General features: G+C 69.9%; 12 protein-coding genes. 8 read left to right on the top strand and 4 right to left on the bottom strand.

Annotated elements, in window-relative coordinates; genetic code table 11:
• Nucleotides 1-143: 143 nt before the first annotated feature.
• From abc-f to ABN034_RS13135, 5 genes are all read left to right on the top strand, one after another.
• Entirely contained in the window at nucleotides 144-1,841 is a 1,698-nt protein-coding gene (gene abc-f, locus ABN034_RS13155; protein ID WP_349691285.1) for a ribosomal protection-like ABC-F family protein, read from the top strand.
• Between the two features lie 161 nt (nucleotides 1,842-2,002).
• A complete protein-coding gene (gene trhA / locus ABN034_RS13150) occupies nucleotides 2,003-2,686 on the top strand; it encodes a PAQR family membrane homeostasis protein TrhA (protein WP_349691284.1) in 684 nt (227 codons plus the stop codon).
• A 154-nt stretch (nucleotides 2,687-2,840) separates the two neighbouring features.
• Complete coding sequence (locus ABN034_RS13145; RefSeq protein ID WP_349691283.1) at nucleotides 2,841-4,538, top strand: amino acid adenylation domain-containing protein; 1,698 nt, start codon at nucleotides 2,841-2,843, stop codon at nucleotides 4,536-4,538.
• A gap of 34 nt (nucleotides 4,539-4,572) precedes the next feature.
• The gene (locus ABN034_RS13140; RefSeq protein WP_349691282.1) at nucleotides 4,573-4,902 is read left to right on the top strand and encodes a nucleoside triphosphate pyrophosphohydrolase family protein; all 330 of its coding nucleotides are present in this window, start codon (nucleotides 4,573-4,575) and stop codon (nucleotides 4,900-4,902) included.
• A gap of 47 nt (nucleotides 4,903-4,949) precedes the next feature.
• On the top strand, nucleotides 4,950-5,966 hold the full coding sequence (locus ABN034_RS13135) for a phosphotransferase (protein WP_349691281.1): 1,017 nt from the start codon (nucleotides 4,950-4,952) through the stop codon (nucleotides 5,964-5,966).
• Between the two features lie 26 nt (nucleotides 5,967-5,992).
• On the opposite strand, the gene ABN034_RS13130 is transcribed toward ABN034_RS13135, so the two are convergent.
• Complete coding sequence (locus ABN034_RS13130; RefSeq protein WP_349691280.1) at nucleotides 5,993-6,943, bottom strand: PIG-L family deacetylase; 951 nt, start codon at nucleotides 6,941-6,943, stop codon at nucleotides 5,993-5,995.
• A gap of 174 nt (nucleotides 6,944-7,117) precedes the next feature.
• Nucleotides 7,118-8,410 (bottom strand): isochorismate synthase, encoded by a 1,293-nt coding sequence (locus ABN034_RS13125; RefSeq protein WP_349691279.1) that lies wholly within the window; start codon nucleotides 8,408-8,410, stop codon nucleotides 7,118-7,120.
• Between the two features lie 73 nt (nucleotides 8,411-8,483).
• Here ABN034_RS13125 and ABN034_RS13120 point away from each other — a divergent pair, with 73 nt between their 5' ends.
• Entirely contained in the window at nucleotides 8,484-9,179 is a 696-nt protein-coding gene (locus ABN034_RS13120; protein ID WP_349691278.1) for a demethylmenaquinone methyltransferase, read from the top strand.
• Nucleotides 9,180-9,343: 164 nt separating this feature from the next.
• Here ABN034_RS13120 and ABN034_RS13115 read toward each other — a convergent pair whose 3' ends face one another.
• Both ABN034_RS13115 and ABN034_RS13110 read right to left on the bottom strand, forming a co-directional pair.
• A complete protein-coding gene (locus tag ABN034_RS13115; protein ID WP_349691277.1) occupies nucleotides 9,344-9,622 on the bottom strand; it encodes a type II toxin-antitoxin system RelE family toxin in 279 nt (92 codons plus the stop codon).
• Nucleotides 9,619-9,870 (bottom strand): hypothetical protein, encoded by a 252-nt coding sequence (locus ABN034_RS13110; RefSeq protein WP_349330077.1) that lies wholly within the window; start codon nucleotides 9,868-9,870, stop codon nucleotides 9,619-9,621. The genes ABN034_RS13115 and ABN034_RS13110 overlap by 4 nt, the downstream gene beginning before the upstream one ends.
• A 352-nt stretch (nucleotides 9,871-10,222) precedes the next feature.
• Here ABN034_RS13110 and ABN034_RS13105 point away from each other — a divergent pair, with 352 nt between their 5' ends.
• Both ABN034_RS13105 and ABN034_RS13100 read left to right on the top strand, forming a co-directional pair.
• Nucleotides 10,223-11,506, top strand: a complete 1,284-nt coding sequence (locus tag ABN034_RS13105) for a geranylgeranyl reductase family protein (RefSeq protein ID WP_349691276.1) — start codon at nucleotides 10,223-10,225, stop codon at nucleotides 11,504-11,506.
• A 168-nt stretch (nucleotides 11,507-11,674) separates the two neighbouring features.
• Nucleotides 11,675-12,037 carry an NADH-quinone oxidoreductase subunit A gene (locus ABN034_RS13100; protein WP_349330079.1) on the top strand — a complete coding sequence of 121 codons (363 nt, stop codon included), beginning with the start codon at nucleotides 11,675-11,677 and terminating at the stop codon, nucleotides 12,035-12,037.
• Nucleotides 12,038-12,060: the final 23 nt, after the last annotated feature.

Here is a 12,060-nt window from a genome sequence, read left to right as displayed (position 1 = left end):
GAGGCCCTCCGACCGATGGATGACTGAGCGACGCGGGCACCTGTCCGTCTCCCGCGCTCCGGGAGAACCCCTGCGGCCACACGCAGGTGGCTTGACAGGAAGTCCGCCGACGCCTGGCCGCCTCAGCCCTGGCTCGGATCCGCGTGCACCAGACCATCGCGTCGATCCGGCCGCGTCGCCCTCCGGAGTCGCTCCGCATGTCCTTCCTCGTCGTACGCGATATTCAGCTGCACCTTGGACCGCAACTCGTCCTTGACGCCATCTCCGCCACCATCGCACCCGGCGCCCGGGTCGCTGTTGTCGGACCCAACGGCGTCGGCAAGACGACCCTGCTGCGGATCATGGCGGGCGAGCTCGCGCCCGACACCGGTTCGGTCGTACGCCAACCGGCCGCCGCCACCGTCGGCATCCTTCCCCAGGAGCGGGACGCGCGCCAGGGCGAAACCGTCCACAGCTACCTCGCCCGGCGGACGGGCGTCGCCGACGCCGAAGCCGAACTCACCGCGGCCACCACCGCACTCGCCGCGGGCGAACGAGGATCCGACGACAGGTACGCCCTCGCCCTCGACCGCTACCTCGCCCTGGGTGCCGCGGACCTCGACACAAGAGCGCCGGCGGTCCTCACCGAACTCGGGCTCGACCCCGACCGGGTCGACGATCCCGTCACCGCCCTCTCCGGCGGGCAGGTGGCGAGGCTGGCGCTGGCGTCGGTGCTGCTCGCCCGGTTCGACGTACTCCTCCTCGACGAGCCCACCAACGACCTCGACCTGGCCGGCCTCGACCAGCTCGAGGACTTCCTGAGCCACCGGCAGGGTGGCCTCGTCGTCGTGTCCCATGACCGGACGTTCCTCGAGCGGATCGCGACCGACGTTCTGGAGATCGACGAGTTCACCCGCCAGGGCCACCTCTACGGCGGCGGGTTCGCCGCGTACGTCGAAGAACGCGAACGCGCCCACGCCCAAGCCCAGGAGGCATACGAGAAGTACACCGCACAGCGTGACAACCTGCTCGACGAGGCACGCCGGAAACAGGAGTGGGCCCGGGCCGGGGCCGCCAGCGCACAACGCCGACCACGTGACAACGACAAGTACGTCAAGCACTTTCACGTCCAGAAGAGCCAAGCGACCGGCGCCGGCGCGGCCCGCGCGCTCAAGGCCGCCGAGCGGCTGGAGGTCGTCGAGGAACCGCGGACGCCGTGGGAGCTGCGGCTCATCCTCGACCAGCAGACCCGCAGCGGCGATCGGGTCGCTGAACTCGCGGGCGTGGTCGTCGAGCGGGGCGCGTTCCGGCTGGGTCCGGTCGACCTCGACGTCCGCTACGGCGACCGGCTGCTGGTCGTGGGGCCGAACGGCGGCGGCAAGTCGACCCTCATCGCCGTCCTGCTGGGCACCCTCGCGCCGACCACCGGCGAACGCCGCCTGGGCCGAGGCGTGGTCGTCGGTGAGATCGACCAGGTACGGCGGGGAGTGGCGGCCGATGCCGGCCTGCTCGACGCATTCCGCCAGGCGGCCGGCGGGCTCGACGAGACCGAGGCGCGGAGCCTGCTGGCGAAGTTCGGCCTGGGGGCCGACGACGTTCTGCGTAAGACCGGATCGCTCTCGCCCGGCGAGCGGACCCGCGCCGACCTCGCGCTCCTCGCGGCCCGGCAGGCCAACCTGCTCGTGCTCGACGAGCCGACCAACCACCTCGACCTGCCGGCCGTCGAGCAGTTGGAACAGGCGTTGACGGCGTACGACGGAACCCTCCTCGTCGCCACCCACGACCGGCGTCTCGCGGAGACGATCGCGCCCACCCATATGGTCCGAGTCCAGGATGGGCAGGTTTCAGTGGAACGCAGGTGAGTAAACATTCGTTGGGGCCCGTAGTGTCGGTACGGACCCGGTAACTCCGGACGCTCGGCGTTCAGGCAGGCTCGTGGGTGGCGTAGGACACGGGATCTGTCTGGGCGTGCCGCGCCTGGATCAGGAGCGACAGGATCAGCGCGCAACGCAAGGAGGCCCGCATGCACCTGCCCGACATCAGTGGCGCAGTCCACGACGTCGCGCATACGGTCAAACCCAAGCTTCGCGGGTGGTTGCACGCCGGCACGTTCCCGCTGGCGGTGGCGTCCGGCATCGTCATCGTGCTGCTCGCGCCGACGGCCAAGGCGAAGATCGCGTCGGCCATCTTCGCGGTGACGGCGGCGCTGTTGTTCGGGGTAAGTGCCCTCTACCACCGCGGCCACTGGTCGCCGCGCGCTCTCGCGGTCCTGCGGCGGCTCGACCACGCCAACATCTTCCTGATCATCGCGGGCACCTACACGCCGTTCACGTTGCTGCTGCTGGACCGCCCGAGTGCCCAGCTGCTGCTGACGCTGGTGTGGGCCGGCGCGCTGGTCGGCGTGGCGTTCCGGGTGCTGTGGCTTGGCGCGCCGCGCTGGCTCTACGTACCCGTCTACGTCGCGCTCGGCTGGGCGGCGGCGTTCTGGCTGCCGGCCTTCTTCTCCCGCGGCAACGCCGCGATCGCCACGATGATCGTCGTGGGTGGTCTGCTCTACTCGGCGGGCGCCATCATCTATGCGACCAAGAAACCGAACCCGTCGCCGCGTTGGTTCGGGTTCCATGAGGTGTTCCACGCCTGCACGATCGCGGCGTTCATCGTGCACTACGTCGGGATCTCGCTGACGGTCTACACCTTCGCGGCATAGGGAGTACGCGTCTGCCGCGGCACCCGATCGTCCGTCCAGGCGTCCATGACCGCGTGCTCTCGAGCGCACGGGTGCGACCGACACGGGATCGGATCGCGCTCGCTGGTCTCTGGGCGCTGATCATCGGCTGACCGCCTGTGTCACGCTGTGCGCCATGCCGGACTGGACCTACCATCCGCTGCGTACGATCGCCGCCGCCACACTGGGACTGCGGCGGTCGCAGCGTGTTGCCCTTCGGGGTCTGGCGACGCTGACGACACTGCCGGGTGGCGCCTGGCTGGTCGCGAGGATGGTCGACCGCAGGCCGCCACCGCCGGACATGGCCGGACGGCTGGGCGCCGTTGTCCCACCAGAAGTGGCTCGGGACGCCCTCAGAGCGCTGCCGGTTTTGGGCGCGGACGTGACCGAGATCGGCCCGGTCGGTCCGGACGACCTGCCGGCGGTACGCCGTGCCGTGGCTGACGCGGCGTCTCCCCACCGCTGTCGAGTGTTCGTGCGTACGTCCGAAACGGAGGTCGCGTCGGCCCTGGCGCCGCAGGTCGACCGCATCCTCACCGGAGACGTCCGCACCGGCGATGTCGGCATCGTGGACGTCGGGACCGTGGACGTCGGGAAGGTGGACGTGGACGTCGGCGACGTGGGCGCCGTGGACGTCGGGACCGGCGATGACCCCGGTGTGCGCCATCTCGCCGATCCGTCCATCCCGGCCGCCGTCGAGGCGCTGGCGGACCGGACGACGACAGTGCTCGCCACGCCCGCCGTCCTCCTCGCCGCCGGCCCCGGCTGGTTCCAGCGGGTGATGGAGCAGGCGACACCCACCACGCCGGCCCCTGGGCTGCGCGACATCCCGCTCGATCCTCGGCGGTGGCCGGCCTGGTGGTGGGGCCTGCTCGTCGGGATGGGCATGATCGGCGCCGGGCTCGGCGCGGCGGCGATCACGCTCGGCCCGGTGCTGCTGTGGTACGACCGCGACTTTCTCGGCGCGGACCGTACGCACCTGCATGCCATCAACCACCACCTGGTGTCGTTCCTCCAGCACGACCGGATCACCATGGCCGGCACGATGGTGGCGATCGGAGCGTTGTACGCGGGCCTTGCCGCGGGCGGCATCCGCAAGGGCTGGCCGTGGGCCCGCAACGCCTACCTCGCCTCAGGTCTGGTCGGGTTCCCCACGTTGTTCTACTTCCTGGCGTTCGGATTCGTGGAGCCGCTGCACACGGCCGTCACCGTGGTGCTGTTCCCGATGTTCCTGCTCGCGACCTGGCGGCGCCCGCCGGAACCCAGATGGACGCTGCTTCCGGATGGTCCCGAGCGGCTGCGGCGCCGGGCGCTCGTCGGACAGCTCCTGCTGATCGTCACCGGATTCGGGCTCTTCGTCGGTGGCGCCACGGTGTCGGTCGTGGGTCTCACCACGGTGTTCGTCCCCACCGACCTGCAGTTCCTCCTCACCGATGCCCACGCGCTCCACGGTGAGAATCCCCGCCTGACGCCGTTCATCGCGCACGACCGGGCCGGCTTCGGTGGGGCGCTGATGGCGGCGGCTCTGGCGATCACGGCGTTGACCCTCTGGGGTTGGCGGCGCGGGGAGCCCTGGGTGTGGTGGTCGCTGGCGTGCGCCGGGGCGGCCGGGTTTGCTCCCGCGGTCATCGTGCACTGGCTGATCGGCTACACCGATCTCTGGCACCTGGCACCGGTCTATCTCGGTATCGGTATGACGGTGGGCAGCCTTGTCCTCGCCCGACCGTTTCTGTGCGCTCGCCGGAACGCGGTGGGCGGCCGTGCTTGCGGGCCGGGGAGCTCGAGCGCGCTCCCGTCCGCTCGTACTTCCACGACGTCTGGTCCGTTACCGTGACGGCGACCTGTCCGTCAGCGTGCGAGGAGCCACCGTGGAGTTCGCGACAGCACAGCAGCGCGTGTGGGACAACAAGGTGGCCAAGGGGTTCAACCTCACCGACGTACCGCTGGAATTCTGTCTGCTCCAGGGGGAGGTCGCCGAGGCGTTCGACGCCTGGCGGCGCAAGGAGCCCCACCTCGGTGAGGAACTCGCCGACGTCGCCCTCTATCTCCTGTCGCTCGCCCGGATGACCGGAGTCGACCTGGGCGCGGAGGTGGAACGCAAGCTCGCCATCAATGCCCGTCGTAGGTACGAACGCGATGAAAGCACCGGCACCCTGAACCGAGTCGTGGGAGAGGACGCGAGTGGGTGGGAGCGCTGACGGGCAGCGGCCAAGGTGGGGGAGCGCTGAAGGGCGACGGTCACGCTGTGAGCGATCGCGAGCGTGGGGTTCTCTCCGACGTGGTGACCGCCTTCGGGTTGGGTGAGCTGTCGACTGTCGAACCCGTGACGACTGGCACGATGAACCGGAACTGGCGGGTGAGCACGCCAGCGGGTGTGTACGCGGTCAAGCAGCTGCTCGACGTCGGAGCCGACCAGGCGAGGCGCCACCACGTGGCCACCTCCGCCCTTGCCGCCAAGGGCTTTCCAGTCCCGTGCCCGGCCGCCCTGGCCGACGGCGACACACTGCTGGAACATCCGGCCGGCCTGTTCGCCGTCTCGGCCTGGGCCGCTGGGGTTCACCGCGCAGGCGGTGAGCTGGACTTGGCGCAGTGCGAGGCAGTGGGGCGGGTGCTCGGTGACGTCCACGTCCTGCTTGCGTCCGTCCTGCCCGCCACCCCGCCGCTCGTGCCGGCGGACACGAAGGATCCTGGCGCGGTGTGCGAGGCCATCGACCGATACGTCGCCCTCATCGACGGCCGGCGGTCGCGCGGCGAAGGCGACGACTTCGACGACCGTGCGCGCGGTCTCCTCCTGACCCGCCGCGCCTCGATCGAGACGCAGGTGTGCCGCCGGCCGGATGACGCTGCGCGGGTCGGACCGGCAGGGTGGATCCACGGGGATTTCCAGCAGTACAACGTGCTCTGGGATGGTGGTCGCGTCTCGGCCGTGCTGGACTGGGACCGGCTGCGAGTGGGCGTCCTTCCCAGCGAGGTGGTCCGCGCCGCGGTCTACCTCTTCTCCCACGCTGACGGGCACGGCGTCGACCTGGACCGGGTGGCGGCGTTCGTGCGTGGGTATCGCGCGGTGGAACCGGTGGGCGCGGTTGCGTTCGCCGACGCGGTGCACCGCTGGTGGTGGAACCAGCTCTGCGCATTGTGGCAACTCAGCCGGCACTACGAGCTCGGCGACCTGCGGTGCGATCGCTTCTTCTTCTCCGAATCGGCGCTCCTGTCGTGGTGGGAGCACCACGCCGACGACGTGCGCGACGCGTTCGCGAGCTAGCTCCTGACCGTCGTCTGCGCGGAGCCTCACCCATGAACAAGAGGCTGGAAGAACTCCCGGTCCATCCCGGCCACCTCGGCGATCGCGCGGAGGAGTACGCCGTCGCCGACCGATGTCTGGCCCGCGACGAGCGCGGCCAGGGGCTGCGTTCCGAGTCCGGGTGCGTACGCGTCGAGCGCGGTTCGCTTCGCCTGGACGGAGGGTTCGGTGAACTGGAGTGCCACGAGGTCCTCCTCCGTCGCGCAGCCACGGATACCGCCCTCGCCGAGTGGGCGGGTCGGCGTCAGCAGCGCCAGGCGTTCCCACGCGACCCGAACATCCTTCGTGCGTACGCATCCACCCAGTGTCAACGGAACCTTGCGGCCCTCCGCCGCCAACAGGCCGAGCGCCTGGCGGACTGCTTGGTGACAGGTGATGTGGTCGGGGTGGCCCGTCACGCCGTTGTCGGAAACGGTGAGAACGACGTCGGGTGAGACCTCTGTCAAGGTCTGCTTGACACAGGCGACGACCGGGCCGATCGCGCCGGCCTCCGCCAACGCACCCGTCGACGGCTCTGCCGGCGTACCCGCCAAGGGCTCTGCCGACGAAGCCGCCAACGGGCCCGCCAGGGAACCCGGCACCGGCACGGGCCCGAGGTCCCGCCATCGCCGACCGCCGATGACGCCAGAGTCCCTGACCCCCAGGGCTTGGCAGGCGCGTGCGTATCGCACGACACCTCGGTCCGCGGCGGCCTCGATCGCGACCTGATCGGGCTCGTTGGCGGCAGCCCGTGCGGCCGCGACCCCGACGACGCCCGCTTCGCCTGCGGTGAGCGACACAAGGCGCACTGTGCAGCCGGCGGCTGCGTACGCCGCCAGCGTCGCGCCGGCGAAGAACGTCTCGTCATCGGGATGCGCGAACACACCGAGCACTCGGGTCTCCCGCCCGCGCGGCAGCGGAACTCCTCGAGCCCCGGTCGCCTCGGGTATCGCCGTCATGCGTCGGCCGCGTCCGGGAGGGCCGCGACCTCAGGCTTGGAGGTCATGCAGCTGAGCCCGGCACTTCCATGATCGTGCAGCTGAGCCCGGCACTGCCGTGATCATGAAGCGAGACCGGGTCGTGAAAGCAAAAGGGGCCATAGAACCCGGAAAGCTTCATCGTCACGATCATGATCACGAGTCGAGGGCGTCGCGGATGGGGACCAGCTTGGCTTGGGCCTCGGCGAGTTCGGCTTCGGGTACGGAGTCGGCCACGATGCCGCAGCCGGCGTAGAGGCGCAGCCGGGTCGGGTCGTCCGGATCCAGCTGGGCGCACCGCAAGGCGATGCCCCACTCGCCGTTCCCGGTCGCGTCCATCCACCCGACGGGACCCGCGTAGCGTCCGCGGTCCATGCGTTCGAGCTCGGCGATCAGCCGCAGCGCCACCGGCGTCGGCGTACCGCACACCGCCGCCGACGGATGGAGCGCGGCGGCGAGCTGCAGCGACGTCGAGGAGTCGGTGAGGACGCCGGCGAGATCGGTCGCGAGGTGCATGACGTTCGGCAGGTGCAGGACGAACGGCGACTCGGGCACGTTGACACTCGAGCAGTGTGGCGCGAGCGCGTCAGCCACCGACCGAACGGCGTACTCGTGCTCCTCCAGATCCTTGCTCGACCGGGCCAGGGACGCCGCCAACGCCAGGTCGTGCGCGTCGTCGTCGCTTCGCCGGATCGTGCCGGCCAGCACCCGCGAGGTGACCAGGCCGTTGTCCAGGCGCACGAGCAGCTCGGGTGTCGCGCCGATCAGCCCGCGTACGGCGTAGGTCCAACACGCGGGATAGCGCTCGGCCAGCCGGCGCAAAGGCCACCGCAGGTCGAGCGGCTCCCCGGCGACGGCCAGCAGGTCGCGGGCGAGAACCACCTTGTCGAGTTCGTGCGCACCGATCCGGCGGACGGCGTCGGCGACCGCGCCCACCCACTCGGTGCCGGACAGCGCACCGTCGGCGAAGGCCACATCGCGCGGCGGGCGTGGTGGCGGGACCGCGGTGCCCAGGGTGTCCAGGGACGGTACGCCAGGAAGGGCCGGCTCGACGGTCACCGTCGTGAGCCAGGTCCGGCCGTTGCGGCGGCCGAGGAGGACCCGCGGAACGACCAGCGAGGACTGGCCAGGCTCGTCCGCGAACGCAAAAGACCCGAACGCCACCAGGCCCGTGCCCGGCACGCCCACCTCGTCGCGTACGGCGGCAGTCCCCACCACCGCCGACCACCAGCGCACCGCCACCTCGAACCGGTCGGGGCCGGAGACGTCGAGCCGGACCGCCTCGCCGTGCCCCACGAACCCGGCGCCCCGCCGCACCCACGCGGTCGCCTCGGTCGTGGCCAGGGTCTGCAGCAGATCGACCCGATCGTGGATCTCGGTCGTACGCACGACGAGCCGTGGAACGGCGTCGGCGGCGCTGTCTTCGCGGAGAACCGGCGATTGCGTCACGGCTCCACAGCGTAGAAGGTCGATCGGCACAGGCGTCGCGCTCGCCCCCAGGAGGTCGTGAGAGGTTGGACACGTGGCGCGCGCATCTCTGGCTAAATCCCCCCGTGACGTGGCGGCGATGTTCGACGACGTGGCCGAGCGGTACGACGTGACGAACGACATCCTGTCCCTCGGCCAGGACCGGCTCTGGCGCCGGGCGGTCACGCGTGCCGTTGATCCGCGGCCGGGCGAGAGGGTGCTCGACCTCGCCGCGGGGACGGGTACGTCGAGCGAACCCCTGGGCCGGGCCGGTGCCGCGCTCGTCGTCCCCTGCGACTTCTCGTGGGGGATGTCGGCGACGGGCAAACGCGCCCGGCCGGACCTGCCGTTCGTGGTCGGTGACGCGGTCCGGCTGCCGTTCGCGGATGCCAGCTTCGACGCGGTCACGATGTCGTTCGGGCTGCGCAATGTCGTCGACGTGACGGGCGGGCTGCGGGAGATGCTCCGCGTGACCCGTCCGGGTGGCCGGCTGGTGGTGTGCGAGTTCAGCCAGCCGGTGTGGAGGCCCTTTCGTACGGTCTATCTCGAGTACCTCATGCGGGCCGTGCCGGCGCTCGCCCGCAGGGTGTCGTCGGATCCCGAGTCCTACGTCTACCTCGCCGAGTCGATCCGGGCCTGGCCGGCGCAGGCGGATCTGGCGCAGACCTTCGCCGCGGCCGGCTGGGCAGGTGTGGAGTGGCGCAACCTCAGTGGCGGCATCGTCGCCCTCCACCGCGCCCGCCGCCCCTGACACGAAGATCATCAGTGGGAAGTGGGTCACCGCGACGTGGATCGATCGCCCACTTCCCACTGATGATCTTGGACGGTGAGCAGGTACGACGACGCACCCACCCGGGTTGTTGGAGGTTCGTCGGCACAGAGGCCGGTGAAGCTCCAACAACCTGGGTGGCCAGGTCAGCGAGGGCGATAGGCGCTTGCCCGGTGGCGGATGTCGAGCACGGTCACTGTGTGCTTCGCCTCGTCGATCTCGTACAGCACGCGCCATTCCCGGCCCAGCCGGGCGCTGCAGATGCCCGCAAGTTGTTCGCAAAGGGGCTTGCCGACGCGTTGTGGGTTCTCCACCAACGGCCCGGTGATGAACTCCACGGCAGCCGTCGCCACAGCGTGGGGAAGTCCGTCAGTCAGGGCGCGGCGGGCGCGTGAGGTGACAGCCAGGTCGTAGGCCCGGCTCACGACGCCCGGCGCTGCTTGAGCAGGGCGCGAACGGCATCGACGCCGTGGACAACCTCACCCTTCCTGACCTCCTCGCGTGCTTCGGCAAGAGCGCGCAAGGTGTCAGGGTCGGCCTTGATCTCCTCGGTCTCGCGAAGGGCCAGCCAGGTCTCGATCGCGAGCAGCACTGTCTGGTGCAGGCTGCGTCGATCCTCCTCTGCGGCGACGCGAAGCTCGTCTTCCAACTCGGGCGGGAGTCGTAGCGTCATGGCCATATCGTAATGGTATCAATCCGCACCGATCTGATGGCACGCCTTTAGGCTCTGCCCTGACCTCACCCGGCAATTCCCCACGATGCGCGACATATTCATCGCGCATCGTCGGGAATGATCACGCATGTGTGATCATTTCGCGGCCCCGCGCGGCCGATCGTTTTGGCAAGGTCGATGTCACGTAAATCGCCAGGTCAGCACGCATGTCTCCGCCTGCGGGGGCGCCGGTTGCCGCCCCCGGACACGCCGTAGACTGTGCGTTGCGTGGACTCGTGAAGGCATTCACAAGTTCGCAAAGGGGCATCACCCACGGGGTTCCGGACAAACTCCTCACCAGGTACGAGGAATGATGAGCCGCCAGAGCATCGACGACGACGCGGATGTCATCGTCGTCGGAGCAGGACCAGCCGGTGCCACGACCGCCTATCACCTGGCGCGCACCGGGCTCGACGTACTGCTCCTCGAGAAGACCGCCTTCCCGCGCGAGAAGGTCTGCGGCGACGGGCTCACCCCTCGTGCCGTCACCCAGCTGGTCAAGATGGGTATCGACACCTCACCTGAAGCCGGCTGGCTGCACAACCACGGCCTGCGTATCTACGGCGGCGGCATGCGACTCGAGCTGCCCTGGCCGGACCTGGCCGAGCATCCCACCAACGGGCTCGTCCGCAAGCGCACCGACTTCGACGAGCTTCTCGCGCGGCAGGCGCAGAAGGCCGGTGCCCGCCTCCACGAACGCACCGCGGTGACGGGGCCCGTGGTCGACGAGCACACCGGCCGGATCGCCGGCGTCACCGCCAAGCCGCACGGCGCCGAGACGGAGACGACCTACCGCGCGCCGCTCGTCATCGCCGCCGACGGCAACTCCTCGCGCCTCTCGGTCGCGGTGGGCCGGCAGCGCCGCGAGGACCGCCCGATGGGCGTCGCGGTGCGTACGTACTTCACCAGTCCCCGCCACGACGACGACTGGCTCGAGTCGTGGCTGGAGCTCTGGGACGGTACGCCCAACCACAGCAACCTGCTGCCCGGCTACGGCTGGGTGTTCGGCATGGGCGACGGCACCAGCAACGTCGGGCTCGGCCTGCTCAACACCAGCACCGGATTCAAGAGCGCCGACTACCGCGCCCTGCTCAGGGCGTGGCTCTCGGGCATGCCCGAGGAGTGGGGCTTCGTCGAGGACAACCAGGTCGGCCCGGTGCGCGGCGCGGCGCTCCCGATGGGCTTCAACCGCCAGCCGCACTACTCCGCCGGACTGCTGCTCGTCGGCGACGCGGGTGGGATGGTCAATCCCTTCAACGGCGAGGGGATCGCCTACGCGATGGAGTCCGGCGAGCTCGCCGCCGACGTCATCGCCCAGGCGCTCGCACGGCCGGCGGGTCCGCACCGGGAGCGGGTCCTCGCGGCCTATCCGAAGGCGCTGAAAGCACGGTACGGCGGGTACTACACCCTCGGCCGGCTGTTCGTGAAGGCGATCGGGAATCCGCAGGTGATGAAGATCGCCACCCGGCACGGTCTGCCACGCCCGCTCCTGATGCGCTTCACGATCAAGCTGCTGGCGAACCTGACCGATCCACGGGGCGGCGACGCACACGACCGGATCATCAACGCGATGTGCAAACTCACACCCGCGGCCTAGGGGGTGGGAACGCATGAGAGATGGGGGCCCTAGGATGGCGAGCCGGTCTGAGCTCGGCAGCCGGCGCGACGTGCGCGCGGGCGTCGCGCCAACGCCGCCGCGTCGGTGGGCACCACACACCTGTGTGCGGGCACATCACAGCACGGCGAGAAAGGGGAGCGGGCCGGCGTGAACAACCTCTACGTGCCGATTCTCGTGCTGCTGCTACTCGGCGGCGGCTTCGCGGTCGTCTCCGCGGTGGCCGGATCCGTCATGGGTCCGAAGCGCTACAACCGCGCAAAGGTCGACTCCTACGAGTGTGGGATCGAGCCCACACCGCAGCCGGCCGGCGGTGGACGCTTCCCGGTGAAGTACTACATCACCGCGATGCTGTTCATCATCTTCGACATCGAGATCATCTTCCTGTTTCCGTGGGCGGTCGCCTTCGACCAGATGGCGATCTTCGGTCTCGTCGAGATGGTGCTGTTCATCGTGACCGTGTTCGTGGCGTACGCCTATGTCTGGCGGCGCGGAGGTCTCGAATGGGACTGACCGTGAGCCGTCGTCTGCCAGCC

The sequence above is a fragment of the Actinopolymorpha sp. B11F2 genome, assembly GCF_040195635.1.
Lineage (GTDB): Bacteria > Actinomycetota > Actinomycetes > Propionibacteriales > Actinopolymorphaceae > Thermasporomyces.
This window is presented reverse-complemented; position numbering and strand designations above follow the sequence as displayed.

Bases quoted from the DNA above. Each gene is read 5' to 3' on its own strand.
- trhA (WP_349691284.1), top strand. From the start codon at position 2,003: ATGCACCTGCCCGACATCAGTGGCGCAGTCCACGACGTCGCGCATACG.
- ABN034_RS13145 (WP_349691283.1), top strand. From the start codon at position 2,841: ATGCCGGACTGGACCTACCATCCGCTGCGTACGATCGCCGCCGCCACA.
- ABN034_RS13130 (WP_349691280.1), bottom strand. From the start codon at position 6,943: ATGACGGCGATACCCGAGGCGACCGGGGCTCGAGGAGTTCCGCTGCCG.
- ABN034_RS13110 (WP_349330077.1), bottom strand. From the start codon at position 9,870: ATGACGCTACGACTCCCGCCCGAGTTGGAAGACGAGCTTCGCGTCGCC.
- ABN034_RS13105 (WP_349691276.1), top strand. From the start codon at position 10,223: ATGAGCCGCCAGAGCATCGACGACGACGCGGATGTCATCGTCGTCGGA.